Genomic DNA, 24,446 nt, shown 5'->3' on the forward strand with positions numbered 1-24,446 from the left:
AATACCCGTTTGTAAAAGTACACTTTTACGAACGGGTATTTTTTTATAACATTACCTCAAATTCTTTCCTGGATATCGGAAGAGGAACCTTTTAAGTTCCCGCATGGAAATTTCACTAGCTTATCATTCTCTATCTTGTTATGATTTATATACCTTTTTAAATATTCGAAAAATATCGAAAGTTCGGTGTAAAAATGAATCTTATGACAAAAGATTTACTGATTAACTTTTTAATTATCATTTTTCCGCTCTTTTTATTGCAAATGAGCTATCTAGTAAAGTACGTATACCGTATAGATGCATTAAAAGGATCGTTCTTAACCATTTTCCCTATTCTTTCACTTGTTCTATGCATGCTATTCCCAGTGGTCATAGAAGACGATTTTGTTTGGGATCTTCGATGGATCCCTTTTCTCTTAGGCGGTTTATATGGAGGCTATAGGTTAGGTATCATATTAATAGTCATCACTCTTCTTATCCGTTATTTTACAGGGGGGGAAAATGGATTTTATATATCATGCATCTCTTTTCCGCTAATGGGAGTTTCCCTGTTTTTTATATCTAAATACTATCTCAAAATGTCTGTCGGTAAAAAAATCCTCATCGGTATATCCTTAATCTTTATTGTTCACACTCTCACACAGTTTATTTCAACACAAGTATTTGAACTTACTATTGGCATTAGTCTATGGAAACAATATTTCACGATCCAAGTCATCGGAATTGTTGTTGTAATTTTATTATGGGAAGTCATCCTCACTAATTTTCAGGTTCTCGAGAAATTAGTGAAAGCGGAAAAATTGCAAATCGTTAGTCATTTGGCTGCAAGCATTTCTCATGAAGTCAGAAACCCTCTAACAGTTACTAGGGGATATATACAAATGTTAAGCGAAGACGTTTCTTCACATACAAAGGTGCAGTATGCAAATATCGCGCTTAAGGAATTAGATCGGGCCACGGATGTCATTAATGATTATTTGACGTTTGCTGCCATAAGCCCTGAAAACAAAGAACGATTAAGCGTATCCGAGGAAATTCAGCATGTCGTCAACAGCATAAAACCCTTGGCTAACGATAATGGAACGGGATTGAAGTTGTCCCTATTTGAAGAAGAAACATATTATATCATGGGTGAAAAGAAGAAATTTCAACAGTGCCTGTTCAATATATTAAAGAATGGCTTAGAATCGATGCAAGATGATGGCGAAATATACATACATTTAATTCCCGACGCAACCAACATCCAAATTATGATTCAAGATCAAGGGATTGGAATGACGCAGGAACAAATTTACCGTCTAGGTGAGCCTTACTTTACAACAAAAAATAAAGGAACGGGATTAGGCCTAATGGTTTCATATAGCGTTATCAAAAGCATGGATGGAACAATACATGTGTCAAGTATTCAAGGGAAAGGTACATGCTTCTCTATTAATCTGCCCATTCATAGATATGAGTCTATTTGAGTGTAGAATAAATTGACGGTTTTATTCTTATACATTACAATTTATTTAAATTTCCAATTATTATGAAATATTAATGATGCATTTGATACCTAAGGGAGATGATTAAATGAAATCGCTTACAGACGGACAAATCATTTGGGAACCAACAAAAGAACAAATCGAGCACACGGTATTGACTCAATATGTGAAATGGTTAAAAGAAAAGAAAGGTTTATCATTTCATGATTATCATGAATTATGGAAATGGTCGGTTGATGAACTGGAGGAATTTTGGGCTTCAATTTGGGATTATTGTGATATAAAAGCCGCAAGGAAATATGACAGGGTTTTAGCGGAGCATTCAATGCCAGGTGCGAAATGGTTCGAAGGGGCAAGGCTTAATTATGCTGAAAATGCATTATTGAATGCTCAAGAAGAGAAAACGGCGATTTTTTTTCGTTCCGAACATATCAGGCAGCAAGAGGTTAGCTGGAAAGAGCTGAAAGAAAAAGTGGCTTCTGTCGCCCATTCATTAAGGGAACTTGGTGTGAAACCGGGTGACCGCGTTGTTGCCTATATGCCAAATATACCCGAAGCGGTCATAGCTTTCTTGGCAACAGTAAGTATAGGTGCCATTTGGTCCAGTTGTTCTCCTGACTTTGGTGCAAGAAGCGTCATTGATCGTTTTAAACAGATTGAACCGGTGTTATTACTAGCGGTTGATGGATATCAGTACAATGGAAAAGTATATGATAAAACATCCGTTGTTTCACAGCTTAAACAGGAATTGGATACTGTCAAGCATACCGTTTTGGTTCCTTACATAGAAAAAAAGGTTGTGGAAGTGAATCTTGCAGATACAATCCCTTGGGATGACCTATTAAAAGAAACGGCGGAATTATCTTTTGAAAGTGTTCCGTTCGATCATCCGCTTTGGATTCTCTATTCATCAGGTACAACCGGAATGCCAAAACCAATTGTACAAGGGCATGGCGGTATATTATTGGAGCATTTTAAATCAACAAGATTGCATCAAGGCATGACTTCCGAGGATACGGTATTCTGGTTTACGACAACAGGCTGGATGATGTGGAATCTACTAATGGGAGGTTTGCTTAATGAAGGGACGATCGTTCTTTATGACGGCAGCCCTTCCTTTCCGAATATGGATGCCCTTTGGGAATTGGCTGAAGACACAGGCATGACTTTCTTTGGAACAAGTGCACCTTTCCTTACGAATTCCATGAAATTAGGAATCAAGCCAATGGGAAAATTTGATTTAACGAAGTTGAAGGCTCTTTTTTCCACTGGTGCTCCTTTGTCAGGTGACGGATACAAATGGGTGTATGAGAATGTCAAGAATGATATATGGCTCAGTTCATCTAGTGGCGGAACCGATGTATGTGCCGGATTTGTAGGTGGTGTTCCAACATTACCTGTAAGAATCGGGGAGATACAAGGAAGGGCATTAGGTGTTAGTGCAGAAGCCTTTGATGAACAAGGTCAACCATTGATTAATGAAGTCGGTGAATTAGTCATTACTAAACCGATGCCGTCCATGCCGCTTTACTTCTGGAATGATCAAGACGGTTCAAGATACTACGAGAGTTATTTCGATACGTATCCTGGCATATGGAAACATGGAGATTGGATAAAAATCGACGACAAGGGCAGTTGTGTCATTTATGGACGTTCCGACTCGACCATTAACCGTTCTGGTGTACGGATGGGAACTAGCGATATCTACCGGGTCGTCGAAGCGATCGATGAAGTTATGGAAAGTCTTGTCATTGATAGGGAAGTGCTTGGCCGCGGATCTTCCTTGCTGCTGTTCGTCGTCCTTAAGCCTGGTAAAATCCTGGATGCAGCATTGTCAGCGAAAATCAACGAACAAATCCGAGGACATGTGTCCCCTCGTTTTATTCCAGACCGAATCCACGTCGTTGAACAAATACCTAAAACCTTGAACGGAAAGAAAATGGAAGTACCGATACGTAAAATGTTGCTAGGTTTCGAGTTTGATAAAGTGGTGAATGCAGATTCCATGGGGAATCCTGAATCGCTTCAGTTTTTCAAAGAATTAGCCATGAAGTTGAATGAGAGAAAAATATTCTAGGATTCAGGCGGAGCAAAAAGCTCCGTCTTTTTTTACGTTTGGATTGTGCCAATAATGCCATCGTAATAATGGGGTAGTAAAACGAGACAAAACGAGACAACAATCTCATTTTGTCTCGTTTTGTTTCGACTGAAAATAGAAAAAGTCCTAATTTTACCGAACTTCCATTTTGGCACACTATTTGCAATATAGATCATTGACTCATTATTAAGATTGGGGGCTGGAATATGGAAACGATTCAAACTAAAGAAATTCAATTATCACAGGACAAGGCTTATTGGATGTACAAAAAAATGCTAGAGATTAGAAAATTCGAAGACCAAGTTCATGAATCATTTGCTAAGGGGATTTTACCAGGATTTGTTCATTTGTATGCTGGGGAAGAAGCGGTGGCAGTAGGAGTCTGTGCTCACCTTAATGAAAAGGACAGCATTACAAGCACACATCGGGGGCATGGCCACTGTATTGCTAAAGAATGCGATCTTAATGGGATGATGGCTGAAATCTATGGGAAAGTTACAGGGCTCTGTAAAGGAAAAGGCGGTTCCATGCATATAGCCGATTTAGATAAAGGAATGTTAGGGGCAAACGGTATTGTCGGTGGTGGTTTTCCACTTGCTTGTGGTGCAGCATTAACTGCCAAGTATAAAAAAACTGATCATGTAAGTGTATGTTTTTTTGGAGATGGTGCTAATAATCATGGCACTTTTCATGAAGGGATTAATCTTGCGGCTATTTGGAATCTACCTGTTGTTTTTATTGCTGAAAACAATGGTTATGGTGAAGCGACACCTTTTAACTATGCTTCTAGTTGTAAAACGATAGCGGATCGTGCAATAAGCTACAATATCCCCGGAGTTCGAGTGGACGGGAAAGATGTAATAGCTGTTTATCAGGCAGCAGAAGAAGCAGTTCAAAGAGCTCGCAGAGGAGAAGGTCCATCTTTAATAGAATGCGTAACCTATAGAAATTATGGACACTTTGAAGGCGATGCTCAGAAATATAAAAAAGAACAAGAAAAGAAAGAACATAAACAAGAAAAAGATGCAATTGCTCAATTTAGAAAATACTTACTGAATCAGAATCTGATAGCTGAAAAGGAATTGGTTTCCCTCGAGAATTCAGTTGAAGAGGCAATTAAACAAGCTGTCAAGTTTAGTGAAGAAAGCCCTTATCCAGAGGCATCCGATTTATTAAACGATGTTTATGTATCTTATTAAACAATAAAAGGAGGAGTTTGGGATGAGTAGAAAAATCAGTATGTCACAAGCAATAAATGAAGCAATGGCGCTCGCAATGAGAAAAGATGAAAATGTCATTCTTATGGGAGAGGATGTAGCCGGTGGAGCAGAAGTTGATCACCTTCAAGATGATGAAGCATGGGGTGGAGTTTTGGGGGTTACAAAAGGATTAGTGCAAGAATTTGGTCGTGACCGCATTTTAGATACTCCTATTGCCGAAGCAGGTTATATGGGAGCAGCCATGGCAGCTGCTTCTACGGGATTACGTCCTATTGCAGAGTTAATGTTTAACGATTTTATTGGGAGCTGTTTAGACGAGGTTTTAAATCAAGGGGCCAAGTTCCGTTATATGTTTGGAGGAAAAGCGCAAGTTCCTGTTACGATTCGTACGATGCATGGTGCAGGATTTAGGGCAGCAGCTCAGCATTCACAAAGCTTATATGCCTTGTTTACAAGTATTCCGGGACTGAAAGTAGTTGTCCCATCTTCCCCTTATGATGCAAAAGGGCTGTTACTCTCAGCCATCGAGGATAATGATCCAGTTATCTTTTTTGAAGATAAAACACTATATAACATGGTAGGTGAGGTTCCAGAAGGTTATTATACGATTCCAATCGGAAAAGCAGAAATAAAGCGGTCTGGCTCAGATTTAACCATCGTTGCTCTCGGTAAACAAGTTCATACCGCAATGGATGCTGCAGAGCAACTTGCTGGTAAAGGCATTGAAGTTGAAATTGTTGATCCAAGGAGCTTGTCACCGCTGGATGAAGAATCGATTCTTTCATCCGTCGCGAAAACAAATCGGCTTATTGTGATAGATGAAGCAAATCCAAGGTGCAGCATGGCCACAGATATTGCAGCATTGGTCGCGGATAAAGGGTTTGATACGCTTGATGCGCCAATAAAAAGGATTACTGCACCACATACGCCTGTACCTTTTTCTCCGCCACTAGAAGATATCTATCTTCCTACACCAGAGAAAGTAATTAAAGTTGTATCAGAATTGTTAGGAGAACCATCTAATCTTGGGGTGTAAGAAAAAATGAAAAAGGCTCCACCTTTTTGGCAGTTGTCATCGAAAGCTGGAGCCTTAAGCAAGAAAACGATGATAGGTAAAGAAACAATGCTGAAGGGAGAAAAAAGATATGGCTGTAGAAGTAGTAATGCCGAAATTAGGCATGGCAATGAAAGAAGGTATTGTTTCGGAATGGAGTAAGGGAGTCGGCGATACTGTAGAAAAGGGCGAAGCAATAGCCAGCATTAATTCTGAGAAAATAGAAATGGATATCGAGTCACCGTCAGAAGGTACAATACTAAACATAGCTGTACCAGAGGGACAAGGCGTCCCTCCTGGAACAGTTATCTGTTATATCGGAAATCCCAATGAAAGCCTAACGGTTAATGAGCCTGTTGCTGAAGAAATCCAGCCGGAAAACCACAAAAAAGAAACAACGGAAAATATAGAGCCCCCTATTTTGCCAATGAGTAAAAATAGAGATCGTGTGATGATTACCCCAGTTGCACGTAAAATGGCACAAGCAGCTAATCTTGAAATTGAAAAAATTCAAGGCACTGGACCAGGTGGAAGAATTACTAAGGATGATGTACAGAAAGCAATTAAGATACCTGAATCAATGCCTGAAAATAAAGAAGAAAGTATCTTAATCCCTGAGCAATCTAAAGAGAAAACACAGGGGATTCCTGTAAACGGAATGCGGAAAATTATTGCCACACGTATGCAGGATAGCTTACAAAGTAGTGCTCAATTGACTCTTACGATGAAAGCAGATGTAACCGATTTAATCAAATTGCAAAGACAAGCTACAGAAATAATACAAAAACATGATGAGGGTAAATTGACGATCACAGACTTTGTTGCAAAAGCTGTTGTCCTTTCATTAAAAGATCACCCTAAAATGAACAGTGCATATGTAGAAGATAAAATTCATTTGTTTGAGCATGTACATCTTGGATTAGCTGTTGCCTTGGAAAAGGGGTTAGTTGTTCCAGTTATAAGAAATGCGGACGCCTGTACACTAAGGCAGTTATCGAAGAAAGGTAAGGAACTAGCTAAGTTTGCTCGTGAAGGTCAATTGCCTTCTGAAGAAATGAATGGTTCTACTTTTACAATAAGCAACCTGGGTGCATACGGTGTAGAACACTTCACACCGATTTTAAATACCCCGGAAACAGGAATTCTTGGAATGGGCTCTGCTTATGATACTCCGCTCTATATTGAAGATACGTTGGAAAGAAGAACTATTTTGCCACTCAGTTTAACCTTTGATCATCGTGTCTTAGATGGGGCTCCCGCTTCAGCCTTTTTACAAACAATAAAAAGGTATTTAGAAGAGCCAATGACCATGCTTTTATAGAAAAAGGAGGAAAACTTTTGAATCGTATAGCTATTATCGGAGGAGGTCCTGCTGGGTATGTAGCGGCTATTACTGCTGCCCAGCAGGGAAAAGAAGTGACATTGGTTGTCGAAGGACCACTTGGAGGAACCTGTTTAAACGAAGGATGCATGCCAACGAAGTCCTTGTTAGAAAGTGCTGATACGTATGAATTGGTGAAAAATGCAGGCGAATTAGGGATACGTTTTCCATCTAACTCTATTGAAATCGATTGGGAGGTGGTGCAGAAACGAAAGAAAGGTATTGTATCGACACTTGTCCAAGGCATTCAATATTTAATGAAAAAAAATAAAATAAAAGTAATTCAGGGAAGAGCTTCTTTTATAACGAGTCACCGACTTCGGATAGAGAACGAAGATAAATATGAAGAGATTGAAGCAAATAAAGTTATTATTTCTACAGGTTCCGAACCGATTCCTTTACCATTTGCCCCTTTTGATGGTAGTTGGATTATCCATAGTGGTCAAGCCATGTCACTCCCCTCTATTCCTTCTTCACTTTTGATTATCGGAGGGGGAGTCATTGGATGCGAGTTTGCAAGTATTTATAGTCGAATGGGCACCAAGGTCACAATCGTTGAGATGGGAGAAAAGCTGCTTCCAGGGGAAGATGAAGATATCTCAGCAGTCCTACATAAAGAATTGAAAAGCTATGGTGTAATTGTCCATACCTCCACATCTGTCAAAGACATGAATACTAATAATAAGAAGGTATATTTAGATAAAGGTAATGGCAGTTTTGAAGAGTTTCGTGCTGATTACGTACTTGTTTCAATAGGGAGAAAGCCGAGAGTAAGCGGAATGGATCTAGAGAATATTGGTATTGATTTTTCCAGACATGGAATTTCTGTAAATAATCAAATGCAAACAAGTAATTCTTCGATTTATGCTTGTGGTGATGTGATTGGTGGAATCCAACTTGCCCATGTAGCTTTTCATGAGGGAAGAGTAGCTGCTCTGAATGCATGTGGACATTTGTCTAATGTAAATTACCGAGCAATACCACGCTGCATTTATACTTCTCCTGAGATTGCCAGTGTGGGCTTGACGGAAAAAGAAGCTAGAAATAAATATGGTGATATTAAAGTTGGGGAATTTCCTTTTTCCGCAAATGGAAAAGCTGTCATTTCAAACAAACAGATTGGAAAGGTCAAAGTCGTAGTAGATCCTCAATTTAATGAGATTCTTGGATTTTCCATAGTTGGCCCACACGCGACAGAATTAATTGGTCAAGGAACGGTCATGCTTCATACAGAAATAACGACAGATATTATGGAAGACCTAATATCAGCGCATCCATCCTTGTCGGAGTCCATACATGAGGCATTATTAAGCGTTAGTGGCCAAGCAGTGCATACTTAAATGAACTGAAGCCAATTGAATAAAGGGGGTATTTTGTATGGTTATTAGTCATCGAACAGTGATTGTCACTGGTTCAGGTCGTGGAATTGGACGTGCCATTGCTTTACGACTAGCTCAAGATGGATTGAATGTGGTGATTAACGACGTCAATTTGGATAGCGCCGAATCGGTCGTAAACGAAATTAAGGAACTTGGACGTGAAAGCTTTGCAGTGAAAGCTGATGTAAGTAAAAGAAATGAAGTATTCAATATGGTTGATCAAGTTGTTGATCAGTTTGGACAACTTGATGTTATGGTTGCAAATGCAGGAATTGCCCAAATTAAACCATTGCTTGAAGTGACTCAGGAAGATCTTGAACAGATTTTTAATATAAATGTAAATGGTGTGCTTTTTTGTCTGCAAGCAGCGGCTGAGCAAATGAAAAAGCAAGAAGGCGGGAAAATAATTAGTGCTGCCAGTATTGCTAGTTACAAAGGGTTTAGCCTACTAGGAACTTACTCGGCTACTAAATTTGCTGTTAGAGGCATTACACAAGCAGCAGCACAAGAATTGGCTCAGTTTGGAATTACGGTAAATGCATACTGTCCAGGTATCGTCGGTACACAAATGTGGGATCTTATCGATGAAAAAATGGGGCAATATATGAATCTGGGAAAAGGAGAGGCATTTAAAAAGTTTTCCGATTCTATTACCTTGGGACGACCTGAGACCCCAGAAGATGTTGCGAAGTTTGTATCGTATCTCGCCTCACCAGATTCTGACTATATGACAGGACAATCTATCATGATTGATGGAGGCGTCATTTTTTCATAAAGATAAGCACCATAGGAATAGGAAATATGCATAAATGATTAATAAGTAAGCTTCACGTGAATGATCATGTGAAGCTTTTATTGTGAAGTTTTTGTTAATTTAAATCAAAATATTGTAAGCGTATACATTATCTACTATAATAAAATGAACCTCGATTAACAGCCTTTTTATTACTCCACGGTATTATTTCTCTTAATTGAAAAGACATGCTTTTATTTTTCAAATGAATGTTGAAAATGTTTAAACCAGATGATTAGAGGAGGATTATATGTTATCCACTAGTTGTTATCTACGTACATGGGAACGTTTTGTTAGTGAGGGGGTTCTCGATTCAAATCGTTTGGACAAGCGAATTAAGGAATCTTGGCATCGTTGTAAAAAAGAACAGGTCAACCCGTATCTAAATAAAGGTAAGCATGTGTTAACAAATGATTTATTGATCCTTCAAAGAGAAAAAAACTCTTTACTTCTAGATGTAGCATCGCCCCAATTATCAAGAATGAACCAAGCGATTAAAGAGTCTGGAATGATGGCTTTGTTAGTGGACCCTGATGGATATGTTCTTTCCCTCTCAGGAAACGAAAAAATTCTGGATGAAGCAGGTAAAATAAATTTTGTGGAAGGCGTACGCTGGACGGAGGGGGAAGTCGGTACAAACGCTATTGGAACCGCTTTGAAAACGGGGGAGGCAGTAATGATACAAGGCACCGAACATTACTCTATTGCCTCACATAAATGGAGTTGTTCTGCAATGCCTATTTTTAATGAAGATGGAATGTTAATGGGCGTTTTAGATATATCGTGTCCGGTTGATTATTTTCATCCATCAATGCTAGGTATGGTTGCTACTCTGGCGTATACGATTGAACAGGAGATGGGGGTTCGCTCCTATAAAAGAGAGTTGGCACTAACTCAGCAATCTATTGAGCTAGCAGAAGCTTATCCAAACCGCCCTTTTATTGTTTGTAATCATAAAGGAATCATCATTTCCGCCAGCAAACAAGTTCGTCAAAAAATTTCTCAATCTATTGGAATGCGACTGTCTGATTTTTTAAACTATGGATACCAAATTGAAAAGGAAACTCCTCTTTTTTCTGAAGAAGATAAAAGGGTATCTGGAAAGTGTTTATTTTTATCAGAAGGTCTTAGTCATACCCAAAATTGGCTTTTTCCAACTTCTTCGCCATCTAAAGTGTTTAATTTCAAGGGTGAAATTGGTATTAGTGAAGCGTTTCAAAACACTTTACATAAAGTAAAGCTTGTTGCACCAACAGAAGCTAATGTTTATATATCTGGTGAAACAGGGGTTGGAAAAGAGCTTGTTGCCATGTCTATTCACGAAAATAGTTCTCGTAAAAAAGGACCGTTTATCACCATAAATTGCGGGGCCATCCCAAAAGATTTAATGGAGAGTGAATTATTTGGTTATGTCGAAGGCGCATTTACAGGGGCTAAGCGTCAAGGGCATAAAGGGAAATTTGAGCAGGCTAATGGAGGGACCATTTTTCTCGATGAAATTGGTGAAATTTCACATGCGATGCAAGTGGCCTTATTGCGTGTACTTCAGGAAAGAAAAATCGTACCGATTGGTGGTACAAAAAGCATTTCTTTAGACATTCGAATTATTACAGCAACACATCGTAATCTTGCAGAGCTTGTAAATGAAGGATCTTTTCGCCAAGATTTATATTATCGTTTAAATGTTTATCCTGTATTTGTACCACCTTTAAGGGAAAGGAAAGATGATATTCCGTATCTTGTCCGCTATCTTAGTCAAGTGAATAACTGGAATATTCCATTAACAGAAGAGTTATTAAATAGTTTAAAGGGTTACAATTGGCCAGGGAACATAAGAGAACTACAAAATGCTCTGCAACGCTTGTCTATCTTGCTTCAAGATGGACTAGTAGATTATGAACAATTATTAAATTCTATGCATTCACTAGCGATTACGCATCAAGCGGATTGCCAGTCTGCAAAGGAAATTGATAAAAATTGTATTACAGGAAATGATCTGACTATTCGAGAAAAAATACAAAAAGATTTAATGCTAGAGGCTTTGCAAAGGACACAAGGAAATGTCACCGCAGCTGCAAAATTGATAGATATTCCCAGAAGTACATTTTACAAGCGGCTTCATAAGTATGGTTTATAGACAGGGCAATGTACATTATGTAAGAAAAGATTAAGGGAAATCCCTGAAAATTGAAAGGGGTCAATTGAAAACCAGAATTACTGAATTATTGGGGATTGAATACCGATTATATGCGGATGTTATCGTAGGGAATGAAACGGGCGGCCATCCTGGCATGGGGGATTTAGGAACGCTTGTAATGCTCCCTAGAGTGGTTGATTCTGTTAAAATACCCTGTACTAGCAAGCGGAGGCTTTTCAGTCGGTAGAGGCCTTATCAGTGCATTGGCACTCGGTGCTGAAGGGATTGTTATGGAAACTCGCTATATGGCCATGAAGGAAGCCCCTATTCATGATAAGGTAAAGAACTGGATGGTTTCAGCAATGAATCGGATACTATCGAGGTAGACCGACTAGAAAATGAGGGAGCCACTATAGAAGAATTAATCCCGCTAATAACGGGACAAAGAAGTAAGGCGTATACTTTGAAGGGAATTTAGACGGAGGGATCTTGTCATGCGGTCAATCAGTGGGTTTAATTAAGGAAGTCAAAACAGTTGATGAAATTATTAAACAAATCGTTCTTGAAGCTAAAGGTTCGTTGGAATATATCCAAAATCGAGTCGAATCGAACTTGATCAACCAATAATAAAAGGAAAAGAACCTGAATACAATTTTGCTGTTGTATAAGGGCACACAGAAAATTATCCAAAATTCGGGTGGAAAAGCATCTTTATAGGGAATAAACACCTTTCGAAGTACAAGAAGAGGCATTTATGACATTGGAGTTGAAAGAAAATGCTCTTTATTATGTTTCTGGAGTTGTTGAATATCCAAGTGCATTTTTTTAATAAAGGAATACCTAAAGCCTAAAGTTGCCATCATTGCTCTATAAGAATGGCTATGTTAAACATAAGTGTTGATTTTTCAAACTATGTTGATTGGAGCGGAAGGCATGAGACTCCTGTGGGAGTAGCAGGACAGGGTAGCCTCCTCGGCGCTCTGTGCCTGGAGCGGAAATCAACAGGCAAGTTTAACACAGCCTATTAAATAAGAAGGAGGTGTCCTAAAAACTGTTGATAAAATTATTTGTTCATGAGCAAGTCTAAAGATATATAATTGTGATTCCTAGCCATACTAATAAAGATTAAAAATTCGTTAGGAGGCAATATTATGGGAAGATCAAACAATCAAAAATCATCTAGCAGAAAAAAATCATTACCTCAGACTCCCAAAAACTTAAAAATAGAACCGGATCGAGTTAATGAAGAGTTTTCTTGTGAGCTAGGTGAAAGTGCGAAAATAAGAGCTACAAGGCCTAAATAAGATACGGATTGATTATTTAGTAAAACAGATACAAAAGGGGCCACAAATAAGTGGTCCTTATTATTTGTTTGAAAATCAACATTAAGGTTTAAAAATCCATACGTTAAAAAGATTAGAGTGATTTCATATTCGGTAACTTATTTTACCTTAAAGCTATTTTTAATCACGTAATATGCGAAAGGCTTCTCTGATCGCTGAACCTTTGAATTTCGAATCCTTTTCTCGAAAGGCTTAGTTTTTTAGTGATTTTTTAGTGCATTACAGAATACGACTTGAAATGACTTAATAGCTATATGAACATTATTATGTATTTAAGTTTGCTCATATAAAGGCGGAACCCTTTCCTATATTCCCCAGTGCGCCTAATTAGAAAGGTCAATTAAGTCAGCATTAAACTGCATATAAGCGGATTTAATATTTGATTAAAATGTTTGATATTAATTAACATATTTCTGATAGTTATTTAATCTAATCGTTGCTTTAACAGCTTCAAGCACAACTTTGTTTAAGTAGCATTAGCATTAAATAGATAACTAATAATAAAGCATTTTAACGGTATTATGAGAATTAAGTGGGTAGTGAGAAAACCATCTTATGATTTTTTATTGGTAAGCGGAACTTATGATATTTGAGTTCGAATGTTTGAAGGACTTATTCAAATCACATAAGGAATTTTCGTTTTTTTTGCATATAAATTATTGTTATATAATTTTTTCGAGGTGTTAACCCGTAATATTTCTCATTTTGTTGATAATTATATATATCAGAATAATAAATTCTGCGTTTTAGTTCTTTTAGTCTTTAACACTGAAGAATACCTATGTACAGAGCAATATATTTGCTGAATTCGTAAGAGCTTTTACAGAAACAAATCGTGAGCAAACATTCTGATAATTAAAACTGGATTTAATTTGGGGAAAAATCAGGAAAACTACGGATTAATTAAATAAATATATCCGGGTAAAAATATAGATTAAAATCATTTATGTAAGCAGCAGATGAAATTAGCAGGTAATTATTGAATTTAAGATAAATTAAATAACATAAGAAATAAATGATAAATGATAAAAATTTTAACGAAATTATGAAATAGGATATTTACTTGATTTTTTACTAATTAGCATATAATTTCTAAAATTAAATAAAACAGTTTTAAATTATAAAATCTGAGTTTCCGTCTCACTTAGTTAAGTATTCTTAAGATATGAGACAATATTTATAATTAAAATATAACTTCCTATAATATATATTATGTAAACTAGATAAATTGTAAACTACATAACGGGAATCTAATGACTACTCTTTATGTACGATACAGTGTATACTTCCTCGCTGGATAACGCTTTCCTTTCTAGGTAACGATATAAAGTTGTTACTCCAATCCCTGGTGGCTGCTTTTATTTGAGATAAGGAGTAGTCTTTGCTTTCATACATTTACGATCACAATTTTTTTTGATTCAACCTTAGGTCTGCCCCCTTTCTTTCCCTTGCTCTAGCACCCGTCAACCCATCTTTCGGTCTTTCGCTAATGATATCTCGTTCTAATTCAACTATGCTGGCCAACATTCTGAAGAAGAATCTTCCCATAGCAGTTGTCGTGTCAATTCTGTCTTGAATTGATACAAAATGAATATGAACACCCTTTGATTCAAAATGTTCTATAAGCCCAATTAGCTGATTGTTTTGATTAATGTGCATTCACCCTTTTTTTATGATCATGCTTTCTGCATCCCAAAAACGGACAATTTTGTCTTCGCCAGTACGATTACAGACAATTACGGGCAGTCCTGTTTCCAATGACCTTTGTTCCCATTCTCCCTCTGGACCATGTAATCCGGGACCCCAGGAAGACGGTGCATTTAATATTTCCGCTCCTTTTTCAAATAAGTTGTAAGCAATATCTTTGGTATATGGGTCTGCACAAATCATAATGCCAACCTCAAAATACAATCTTCTAAGAAGAATATAGCGCCTAATACTTATACCTGTTACTTGGTGAAATTTAAACGATCAATAATAAGGGGAATATCCCATATAATAAGATAGTTCATCTAATGAAGGTAAATTTGTTCTTTTGATATCTGATTTGAAGCGGCGGGTACTTTTCGTGTCTTATAATTAATCATTTCTGAAGAGTAAACCATAATACTTACCATTCCTCCTTGCGTTGTAGCTCGGATTAGAATAGGTTGATTGTACTTGTTTTTAAAACTAAAATCAGGACCATACCAGCTTACTGTAGCATCGCGGCCAGATGGAACATAAGGAACGCTCCTAGTATGGGAATAGCGTTGAGTTGTTTGTAACCCTGCATTATCGATAGCGTTAAACAGGGTGGATGACACCTGACAAATCCCTCCACCAATCCCTTCAGAAAACTCTCCTTTAACGATAACTCGAGCGAGCAAATATCCTTTATCTTCTGATCTCTTGCCAACGGCTTGGTTAAAAGAAAACACCTCTCCTGGAAACACGACATAATTATTAATGGCTTCTGTAGCAAGTGAGATATTATTTGAACGATTTTTGTTGTTCACATTAAAATATGTTCTATATTCACCTATCTTTTTTTCACGAATCTCCGCAAGTAATTCGCTGTCAACTTTTGGATGAATAGCAAGCAAAGGAACTTCTAGTTTGTATACTCTACTACTGTACAAAAAGGAATAAAATTGCTCATTAAATGCTTGATGGTATAGCTTGTAACCTACCCGCCCAGGAAGAATATTACCTTGTTTGTCTATTGTGGCATTTACAGGTTTTTGGTACACTTGTTGGTCTATTTTTTTGACAAATTGATTGTATTTATCCACGTCGATGATAGGAACATCTAGTAAGGGCATAGTAATATCAGTATGGTTGACACTGGCAATCGTTTGTCCTTGGTGGGTTACCGATAAGCTTTCAGAAATATTCACTTGTTGAACGAATAGTAAAATTCCGGCAATCCATTTTAATCTCAATTGAATGCACCCCCACACTAATATAGTTAGGATTTATCATTACTGTACCTTACTTTACAAATCCTTTTTAAGTCTTCATAGAGCGAATCTTGATCAATAAACCAACGATCAGTCAAACTTTCCCTTCGGATTATAAAATGCATAACCTTTATTTCTTTGCCTTCTCTCTTCTTATAAATAGCTGCTTGAACGGATACATCCACGAGAAAAAGCCCATTTAGTTGTTCAGGCGGTTGTCTTAAAGGGTCAACTACTCCAAAATATGTAATATCTTTAACAAGTTTATTGACACGATTAGGATGACTCGGATTTGATAAGGTCATTGCTAATAATTTCTGATTTCCTTGATTTATGGCAATGGTAAAAATACGTATAAGTTCATAGGGACTTACCGTTTGTATATAATCATCTAGCTTACCAGCCGCTTTCAATACCATTAATTTATGAGAAAGATCTTCGTTTTTCAAACGATGCGTAATGCTTCCAGAGAAATGAACACAGAAATGACCTGAAAAACCATTTTGTAGAGCACCAGCACCATGTGGCATTCCATGCATAGATGCAGCAATCATTTGATTATTGATTAATACAATAATGGCTCTTCTATTCCAACTCCATTTATTATTATAAATTTTCTTCATGATTTGAGTATCTTCTTTTGTTAGTGGCTGTACATCAGCATGATGGCTACCTGCTCTTCGTTGTACCTTAAATGATAAACCAGTTTCAATATCAATAATGGTGAAATTTGTTTTATTAGGAATAATGTTGTTTACAATCTCCCAAGGTAACATCTCAATTTTAAAGCTTATTGGTCCTTCTTCATCTTCCCATTCCATTGCATAGACCGAGTGATCGACCATTAAGACAATTATAAAAATAGCGATAATTACTTGATACAATTTATTGTTTTTCATTTGGTTACTCCTGTATTTTTTCTTATTATTTCAGGACATAATCAGTTGAATACCTTTGAATATTTGGAAATTCCTCAAATTAACTCCTCCCTGTTAATTTATGTTCTAAACACTGGGTATGGGGGAATCAGCTATAAAGGCTTAAAAAGGCTCAGTCATATTAGTGTTGATCGTCCAATAAGTACTTTTGATATCCCTAATCTGAATAACTTAGAAACTACACAAGATACCATGATTCAATCTTTGCAGAATAGCATTGAGTAAATTAAAAGCTAAAATGGATTGGTTGGATAAAAAAGAATAAAGAAACATTCTCCATATGGCAGATTGTGAAGTCGGTTTTGGATTTGTTGGAGGTTTCAACCTTTATCGTCGTATTGTTTATTCTCTTAATCATTATTGAATGTAGTTGTTCCGGCGGTGGCGGTCGTGGATATGGCGGCTTCTGCTAAATAGTATATATCCGACCTTAATTGGTCGGGCCTTTTTTATTTAATACAAGCATAATCAATATTTAGTTGGCATAAACACTCTTTAAGGAACTCATCAAAAACCCCTTGGCGGCCAAGGGGCTTTCTCCGTTTATACTGCAGCTTTGAAACAAAGTTTGATCATTTTATGTTCCTTATTTAACTACTCTTTATGTAATGTATCTCCCACCCTTCCAAAAAAATGATGTTCGAATACAAACAAGAAGAGAATGTACTTTCAGCAATATATTGTGTGGGAACTATAAAAGGAGACAAAATAAAGTATCATTTGATTTCTGCTTAATTAAAATTAAAGTGTTGTTTAAAATAACGGAGGAGCTATTTTTGGAGCTCTTTCACATTTTTCAAATTCCACAATCGGGAGCGTTTGTTGAATAGAAAAAAGAATTAAAAAAGTACAAAATATCTACAAAAATAACATCATGATGATACTCCTTTTATACCATTTGTTGTATTCGCAAACCATTCCGATAATTTCCTTCAATCACCTTCAGATTGACTTTTCCTCGACTCTCTTATTAATTCTTTTTTTAACAGCTGGTTATGTAGTTTTGAAAAAAAGAGTAACGCAAGAATCGAACCAACTAAGGCACACGACATATCCCATTGTGCATCCCAAATATCACCTTGCATACCTAAAAAGTTTTTAACTACTTTTCCTTCTTTTGTTATTTTAGTACTTAACCATTCGATGATTTCGTACAGGGAAGCGATCGCAAGCGCGATACTTATAGTGAAGGAAAATAACCAAGGGCCTTTGGTTATTGGAGTTTTTCGTAATAATATTTCTCTTATTACAATCGCAAACAAACCCTTTAGAAAATGTCCAAATCGATCGTAGTCGTTTCGATTTAAATTTAAAACATCTTTTATCCAATTAAAAAGAGGTACTTTTGAATATGTGTAATGGCCGCCGACAAACATCACAATCGCTAGAATGGCAATAATGATGTAAGAGAGAGTAGTAAGTCGAAGTTTACTGTATGTTGCAATTACGATGATTAGTCCGACAACGGCAGGACTAACCTCCAATGCCCAGTTCAAGTATCCTACTGGATTTATAACTGACCATAAAAAAACTGCTGTAACAACCAAAAGTAAAAATAGATGAATCCTTATACTTTTACCTCTTATCACTTTTTTCACTCCTATAGTGGGGTATTATTTAGTGTCGGCCTAACAATAGTTCATAACTTTTTTGTTCTTCTGAAAGCTGTTCATAACTTCGATTCTCACTATAACAACTTAGAAACTCTCTTGTATGTAATGAACTCTATTAAAATTATAGGATTTCATTTTCCTTGCCATTCATAAACACCCCCTACTGCGTTGATTTCTAGAATTACCCTCATATAAATACCATATTGCGCTCCTGGTTCCCTTCTCACTTCTACATTATTTTTATTCTTAGTCATTAGCATTTTCTCCTTTATATATACCTGGTAGCTAAACGCTAATGTATAGTATGCGTTCTTTTTGGTTGTGATCACTTCTTAAAGCAAAAAAAGACCTTACATCTTTGTACGGTTGCACCGAAAAGATTAATTTTTTATGTCACTATAATCCTTACTTAACATAAAGTGTGCTATCTATCGGAACCTAAAGGTCTGGTTCCTTTTTAGGTACCAAATCATGATTTCTTGAACCGAGTATTCTAAATGGATTCCTTTGGATAGGATTTCTAGTTGAAATGCAAAAAACGGATGTTTATTAAAAAAGAACCTGACTATAATGGTATAAGAAATGGTTGGCTCATCTGGAGGAAGAACATACCTGATTATATTGAAATCATCCTTCGAACGTTCTGAGCATTTTTCATTTTGATAGTTTGATCATTTCCTACTTATGTTGTTCCACAAAGTGCAGGTCCTATCTTTATATTTAAATTATGTTAATTATTAATTTTCCAGCCCTTACTCTGCCATTAAATAATATTTCTTTAAAATGTCTATTGTAATGTTTTTTGCGTCTGTACTTGTTCCAGCAATATTCGTAGCAAAGCTATACGCCCGATTGTCCGTTTCTATAAAACCGACAAACCACCCTATGCCTGACCCTTGACCTGTTTTTCCGTAAAGGGTATAGTTATTTCCTTCCTTCTGGATCATCATCCGTTTAACGGTTTTCAATACATCCTTATCAAATGGAAGCTTCTCTTTATACAATGATTCCATAAAATCAACTTGTTCTATTGGAGAAATTTTGAGTGAACTACTTAACCAAAACTGATCAATTCCTCCACTAATATCTTGGTTACCATAAGAAATGTTTTGAATCCATTCCTCCATTCGATTTTCTCCAATGTCACGAGCCATAGCTTGATAATACCAAACGACAGAGTTTCTCATAGCAGACCCAAGCGTGTGATCTTGGTTCCAGACCTCGATTTCTCGCTCAACACCATCCCAATATTTAATGTCGTATTCATCTTCTACAGCTCCTACCTGTAACCCAATGAGTGAATTTGGCACTTTAAAAGTCGATTGCGGTGCAAATCGTTGATTCGCGCGTTCATTGTTATAGACTAATGTTTTTTTTCTTTTCATATCACGTAATATGAACGTTCCGTCATGGTTCGTAAAAAATTCATCGACTTCGAGCTTATTAAGATTCAGCTTCCCCTTGGCAGCATTCGCTTCTCTTGGTAGTTGCACACTTGTAGTTAATAGAACAACTGTACCAATAAGTGCTAAAATAAATGATAAATTCTTTCGTTTTCTCATATTCGATTCCCCTCACTTAATTTAATCATCTCATAAACATAGAAAACTCTGAAATGTTCATTATACAATTGAACTCCCTGAAAATTTCAAGCAATAAAAAGACACAAAAGTAGCTGCCTTCTCAGCCTACTTATCCATATACTCATCATTCGTGCTGATCTTGATCATCATCTTCGAAAAATGCTTCCATGATTCTCTGCCCAATCTTCTGGCTAATTGGATGGGCGTTTGTCCTGGCATTTGGGACGACTACTGAAAAGGCGACTTCAGGATTGTCGTAGGGAGCATACCCAACCAGTGTTAGGTTGTTCGTCGGTTTATCTGTATATGTCTTTCGTAATTCAGAATCATAGTAAAAGGATTGTGCTGTCCCCGTTTTACCGGCTATTTTGTAGTTTTTGTATGGCTGTTTATTAAAGTGGGAGGCAGCGCTTCCGCCTTGTTCATGAAACACCTTGCGGAATCCCTCTTGCACGCGTTCAACCTTTTGCTTATCCATGTCGATGCGATTCAAATAAACTGGAGAGACGCTTTGGAAAATGACGGGATCTTGGTCTTTCATTTGCGGCTCGCGGATCTCCTTAAGAAGGTGAGGCTGCACCCTATATCCTCCATTAGCAATTGTCGATATGTATTGAGTCAGTTGCATGGGAGTGTAAGTATCATATTGGCCGATCGTGAAATCTAGCAAATAGCCTGGAGAGCCGCCTTGGCCGGGATATCCGCTCGCTTCGTTCGGGAGATCGATTCCTGTCTTTACCCCTAGTCCGAACTGATTGAAATAATAGCGAAACGTTTCAAAGGCATTCGAATCTAGCGGCAGCTTCATGTTTCTATAATAGGTCTTCCCAAGCATACTCATAGCCGTCTTAAACATATAGACATTGGAGGATTGCTTCAATGCAGTCAGGTCATTGACCATCCCCATCGTTCGTACTGACTTCTTGACTGGGGTACCCAGCAGATGGATTGGCTCATCCAGGAAAGACTGGCCCGGCTGGATGGCCCCGCTCTCATACCCGGAAAGTACTGTCGCCCCCTTAACGGATGATCCCATTTCAAAAGATGAATTGACAGTGCCAAGGGCATAATCGGTCGCTACCCACTTGCCTTTGACTTCTTCAATCTGTTTCCCAGCCATAGCCAGAACTTCTCCCGTTACAGGATTCAACATGACTACAAAGGCCTTATTTAGGAATGCCCCACCTCCGTTCTTCTTGGCATCAATCAGTTCAGCAGTAAGTATCTCTTCCACCTTCTCTTGTAAACCTATATCAATAGTCAGCATAAGGTCCTTACCCGGCTCACCGGCGGAGACCTCTTCGGTTCTAATAATGTTTCCTTTTCTATCCGTTTCAATTTCTGTTACGGACTTCGTCCCCCTGAGGACCTCTTCATATTGGTATTCCAACTGGCTTTTTCCTACCCGGTCATTCCTGCTGTAACCCTTTGATAAGTAACCGTCCAGCTTCTCCTTCTGAATTCCTTCCTCCCGGGATGTCGTGCTTCCCAATACGGAACGGAATAATTCCCCATACCGATAAGTCCTTTCCCAATCGGTCAAAATATCCACTCCAGGAATTTCATTCAGTGCCTCACTCACTCGTGCTAATTCCTGATTTGTTACATGTTCAACCTTAATTGGCTGAGGGGTATAGGCATAGCCTTTCTTCATTTCTCTTAAAATGGCGAGAACCTTCTTTTCACCATTTCCGATTTCTTTTAAATCGGATTCACCAATCCGGTCCAGCTGCCTCTGATAACGTTCCTTATTTGTCAGCTCTTGGTTCCGCAGTTCCTTGTCTGTCAGCTTCTTCAGTGCTTTCTTAGGGCGGGTCACGATCCAGTAGTCCTTCATGTCTCGTTCTGTAATCTTGTCTGTTTTGAACGATATATATGCGGAGAGTTTCGTAGCAACTTCCAGCAGTTCTTGGTCTGTTTCATTTCCCTTTTTAGTATAGACAATGATGTTTGACGCTTTATTATCGACAATCACTTGATTGTTCCTGTCGTATATTTTTCCTCGTGGTAGGTGATATCTCACTTCCTTCACATTGGTGCTATTCAGTTTCTTCTCGTACATTTCCCCTTCATTGAGCTGCACAATGGCCAGTCTGAAAACCAGAACGGTAAACAATACAAACACAACTGTCATGATAATATTCAGCCTGGCCGATTTCGTCCGATCATTTTTCTTCTTCTTCCTCTCCACCAACGTCCTGTCCCCTCGCTTTTTTCCTATTTTTCGTTTAGCGTCGTCAGACTGACACAAGCTATGCCGACGATGCAGAATAAACTGAGTGTAAGAGGCTGAGGAAAAATAGTGTATATCACACTACTGATAATCACCAGTAGAACACGGATGGAGCTCATTCTGTCTCTCCATTTACTCACCTTACACAACTCCTTTTTATTTAGTACCAACTAACCATAAGCTGATGAAAAAATCCGGATGACAGAAGTCTTCCTTTATTCATTCTCAGCTAAGTACTGATCCAGCACAGGTTTTATTTTCGCGGTCACATAATGGCTCCCCCCGCGATTTTTCACATCCTCCACAATGGCTGTAAGCAAGATAGATGGACTCTTTGTATCAAACACGACGACAAAGCCATTCTCCATCCCGTCTTCGCCTTTCTTGCTCTTCAGTTCAGCTGTCCCCGTCTTTGCAGCCAGTACCTCTTTTGTCGTCTTGAGATTATGGGCAGTCCCGGAATCACGCTCCACTACCTGAATCAATGCCTTTTGGATGCTTGCAGCAACCTCACTAGAAATGACGGATTTGCGGATAGGCTCCTTTTCATTCTCTATCAAAACAGGCATCACCATATTTCCGCCATTCACAAACGGTGTAAACGCAGTCCCTAAATGGACCATTGACATCAGAACCTCACCCTGTCCATAGGCAGAATCAGCGAGTAAGACTTCATTCTTGATCCCATCATTGGACAGCTGGCTCTTTTTCAAATAAATCGGCAGCTGGAAATCCTCCTGGAACCCAAATGCCAAAGCATTCTTCTCAAAATTGGCAGCTCCCATTTCCAAGGCTTCCTGAGCGAAATAGATATTATCGGAATAGACCAGTGCATCAACCATGTCCACCGGACTTGCTTCCTTTACGCGGGTGACAAAATAGCCTCCCCAGCTGTTGTCCTTCTTCCACTGCAAGCCGGATATTTCCCGTTGCTTCTCCGGGAATGTCGTTCCGACGGTGAGTCCGGAGGCGGCAGTAATTGCCTTGAAGGTCGAACCTGGTGCATATAGGCTGGAGAAACGGTTCAAGAATGGAAGCTTTGGGTTTTCACTGTATGCTTTCCACTGCTCCTCCGTCATCCCGCTCACCATTAAATTCGGATCGAAGGATGGATAGCTGACGAGCGCTAACGTTTCCCCGGTCACCGGATGGATAGCTGACACTGCGCCGGCATCTTGCTTCATCGCTTCATACATGTTACTCTGCAATGCAGCATCGATGGTCAGATTTATATTTTTACCATTGATGGCATCCACTTTTTTAAGAGTGCTTTTCTGTTTGCCTTCCTTGTTCTTTATTTGAATGATGCCGCCCTTCTTTCCTCTCAACTGCTTCTCATACACTTGTTCCAGACCGGACTTACCGATGTAATCACCTGACGTGTATTCATGGCCGGCGTCCTTTTCGAGGTCTTCACTCGTTACTTGCTTCACATAGCCAATCAGATGGGCACTGCTTTCTTTTTCGGGATAATACCTTATCCTTTTCGTTTGAAAAAATACTCCAGGTAGATCCTCATCGATACTTTCCGGCTGAAACTCTGCAGGCATAGCAGCAATAGGGACGAAGATATCTTCCGTCACCCATTTTTGATCAAGCGCCTTTTGAAAGCTTTCTTCCGGAATTTTGAAATAAGCGCTTAGCTTCTTTATTCCAGCTTCCTTGGACTCTCCAAGCTTCCCTGGGATGATCCCCATTTCATACACATCTTTATCCAGTGCGAGCGGATTTCCATTACGGTCAAGGATTTCACCCCGATGCGGCAAAAAGGACTTCACGCTGATTTTATCTCCTTTCTCCATCCCAGCGAAGATCAAAGAAGGATTCCATTTCACCTTCCATGCCTTCCCATCATCCGTCTTCTCTTCTATAAAAAAGGTTTGATAGGACGCTGTCACCTCTCCAAGAAATGTATGAATTTTCACCTTGTAGCGTCCTTCATACGTTTCATTATCCTCTTCGTAAAGCAGCTCCTTGGATAAAACTTCGATTGAAGAAGCCTCAATGCCTGAAAAAATCGCATCATATTTATCTGTAAAACTCTTTTTCGTATAATCGTAGGTTTCCAATTCCCCTTCGGAAATAAGTTTCAGCATTTCCTCGTAGTTTTGTTCAGAAAATTGTCTCACATATTCATTAAAAACTTCTTCCGGGGTTGCCTGATTCGCTTTAAGAAAATGCCACAGAAACAGGCCCCCAGCCGCCAATACTACAACCAGCACCAATATGGTTACTTTCTTCATTGTTC

Annotated in this window: 20 protein-coding genes and 1 pseudogene; 12 read left to right on the top strand and 9 right to left on the bottom strand. The window is 38.3% G+C overall.

Translation table 11 applies throughout. From position 1 onward, the window contains the following. Positions 1-194 precede the first annotated feature (194 nt). The 11 genes from ACQKKK_RS15910 to ACQKKK_RS15960 all read left to right on the top strand — a co-directional run bounded on the left by ACQKKK_RS15910 (position 195) and on the right by ACQKKK_RS15960 (position 12,850). Positions 195-1,466 carry an ATP-binding protein gene (locus tag ACQKKK_RS15910; protein WP_427617188.1) on the top strand — a complete coding sequence of 424 codons (1,272 nt, stop codon included), beginning with the start codon at positions 195-197 and terminating at the stop codon, positions 1,464-1,466. Between the two features lie 106 nt (positions 1,467-1,572). Continuing rightward, positions 1,573-3,561 (top strand): acetoacetate--CoA ligase, encoded by a 1,989-nt coding sequence (locus ACQKKK_RS15915; protein ID WP_427617190.1) that lies wholly within the window; start codon positions 1,573-1,575, stop codon positions 3,559-3,561. Between the two features lie 227 nt (positions 3,562-3,788). Beyond that, a complete protein-coding gene (locus ACQKKK_RS15920) occupies positions 3,789-4,781 on the top strand; it encodes a thiamine pyrophosphate-dependent dehydrogenase E1 component subunit alpha (protein WP_427617191.1) in 993 nt (330 codons plus the stop codon). A 22-nt stretch (positions 4,782-4,803) separates the two neighbouring features. After that, on the top strand, positions 4,804-5,838 hold the full coding sequence (locus tag ACQKKK_RS15925) for an alpha-ketoacid dehydrogenase subunit beta (RefSeq protein WP_427617193.1): 1,035 nt from the start codon (positions 4,804-4,806) through the stop codon (positions 5,836-5,838). A gap of 109 nt (positions 5,839-5,947) precedes the next feature. Next, a complete protein-coding gene (locus ACQKKK_RS15930; protein ID WP_427617195.1) occupies positions 5,948-7,177 on the top strand; it encodes a dihydrolipoamide acetyltransferase family protein in 1,230 nt (409 codons plus the stop codon). A gap of 17 nt (positions 7,178-7,194) precedes the next feature. Continuing rightward, complete coding sequence (gene lpdA / locus ACQKKK_RS15935) at positions 7,195-8,577, top strand: dihydrolipoyl dehydrogenase (protein ID WP_427617196.1); 1,383 nt, start codon at positions 7,195-7,197, stop codon at positions 8,575-8,577. Between the two features lie 37 nt (positions 8,578-8,614). After that, entirely contained in the window at positions 8,615-9,391 is a 777-nt protein-coding gene (locus tag ACQKKK_RS15940) for an acetoin reductase (protein ID WP_427617198.1), read from the top strand. A 268-nt stretch (positions 9,392-9,659) separates the two neighbouring features. Beyond that, positions 9,660-11,546, top strand: coding sequence for a sigma-54-dependent Fis family transcriptional regulator (locus tag ACQKKK_RS15945; RefSeq protein ID WP_427617199.1), 1,887 nt, complete (start codon positions 9,660-9,662; stop codon positions 11,544-11,546). Between the two features lie 64 nt (positions 11,547-11,610). Further along, positions 11,611-11,793, top strand: a complete 183-nt coding sequence (locus ACQKKK_RS15950) for a hypothetical protein (protein ID WP_427617468.1) — start codon at positions 11,611-11,613, stop codon at positions 11,791-11,793. 16 nt (positions 11,794-11,809) lie between these two features. Continuing rightward, a complete protein-coding gene (locus tag ACQKKK_RS15955) occupies positions 11,810-11,932 on the top strand; it encodes a hypothetical protein (protein WP_427617453.1) in 123 nt (40 codons plus the stop codon). 765 nt (positions 11,933-12,697) lie between these two features. Beyond that, positions 12,698-12,850, top strand: coding sequence for a YfhD family protein (locus tag ACQKKK_RS15960; RefSeq protein ID WP_427617200.1), 153 nt, complete (start codon positions 12,698-12,700; stop codon positions 12,848-12,850). Between the two features lie 1,289 nt (positions 12,851-14,139). Here the strand turns inward: ACQKKK_RS15960 and ACQKKK_RS15965 are convergent. The 4 genes and pseudogenes from ACQKKK_RS15965 to ACQKKK_RS15980 all read right to left on the bottom strand — a co-directional run. Continuing rightward, a pseudogene (locus ACQKKK_RS15965) lies at positions 14,140-14,524 on the bottom strand (recombinase family protein); the annotation flags it as partial. A gap of 24 nt (positions 14,525-14,548) precedes the next feature. Then, positions 14,549-14,833: a nitrilase-related carbon-nitrogen hydrolase gene (locus ACQKKK_RS15970; RefSeq protein WP_427617455.1), complete on the bottom strand. Its 285-nt coding sequence runs from the start codon at positions 14,831-14,833 to the stop codon at positions 14,549-14,551. Positions 14,834-14,901: 68 nt separating this feature from the next. Beyond that, positions 14,902-15,813, bottom strand: coding sequence for a VanW family protein (locus ACQKKK_RS15975; RefSeq protein ID WP_427617202.1), 912 nt, complete (start codon positions 15,811-15,813; stop codon positions 14,902-14,904). Between the two features lie 26 nt (positions 15,814-15,839). Beyond that, complete coding sequence (locus ACQKKK_RS15980; protein WP_427617204.1) at positions 15,840-16,730, bottom strand: hypothetical protein; 891 nt, start codon at positions 16,728-16,730, stop codon at positions 15,840-15,842. A gap of 329 nt (positions 16,731-17,059) precedes the next feature. Between ACQKKK_RS15980 and yjcZ the strand changes: the two genes are divergently transcribed. Continuing rightward, positions 17,060-17,182, top strand: a complete 123-nt coding sequence (gene yjcZ / locus ACQKKK_RS15985; RefSeq protein ID WP_427617206.1) for a sporulation protein YjcZ — start codon at positions 17,060-17,062, stop codon at positions 17,180-17,182. Between the two features lie 519 nt (positions 17,183-17,701). Here yjcZ and ACQKKK_RS15990 read toward each other — a convergent pair. The 5 genes from ACQKKK_RS15990 to ACQKKK_RS16010 form a co-directional block, all read right to left on the bottom strand. After that, the gene (locus ACQKKK_RS15990; protein ID WP_427617208.1) at positions 17,702-18,358 is read right to left on the bottom strand and encodes a DUF2238 domain-containing protein; all 657 of its coding nucleotides are present in this window, start codon (positions 18,356-18,358) and stop codon (positions 17,702-17,704) included. Between the two features lie 155 nt (positions 18,359-18,513). Beyond that, the gene (locus tag ACQKKK_RS15995; protein WP_427617210.1) at positions 18,514-18,636 is read right to left on the bottom strand and encodes a hypothetical protein; all 123 of its coding nucleotides are present in this window, start codon (positions 18,634-18,636) and stop codon (positions 18,514-18,516) included. A gap of 498 nt (positions 18,637-19,134) precedes the next feature. Beyond that, a complete protein-coding gene (blaOXA, locus tag ACQKKK_RS16000; RefSeq protein ID WP_427617212.1) occupies positions 19,135-19,944 on the bottom strand; it encodes a class D beta-lactamase in 810 nt (269 codons plus the stop codon). A 145-nt stretch (positions 19,945-20,089) separates the two neighbouring features. Then, a complete protein-coding gene (locus ACQKKK_RS16005) occupies positions 20,090-22,156 on the bottom strand; it encodes a peptidoglycan D,D-transpeptidase FtsI family protein (RefSeq protein ID WP_427617213.1) in 2,067 nt (688 codons plus the stop codon). A 257-nt stretch (positions 22,157-22,413) separates the two neighbouring features. Further along, positions 22,414-24,441, bottom strand: coding sequence for a penicillin-binding transpeptidase domain-containing protein (locus tag ACQKKK_RS16010; RefSeq protein WP_427617214.1), 2,028 nt, complete (start codon positions 24,439-24,441; stop codon positions 22,414-22,416). Positions 24,442-24,446: the final 5 nt, after the last annotated feature.

The organism is Peribacillus sp. NPDC006672 (assembly GCF_050274955.1).
Lineage (GTDB): Bacteria > Bacillota > Bacilli > Bacillales > DSM-1321 > Peribacillus.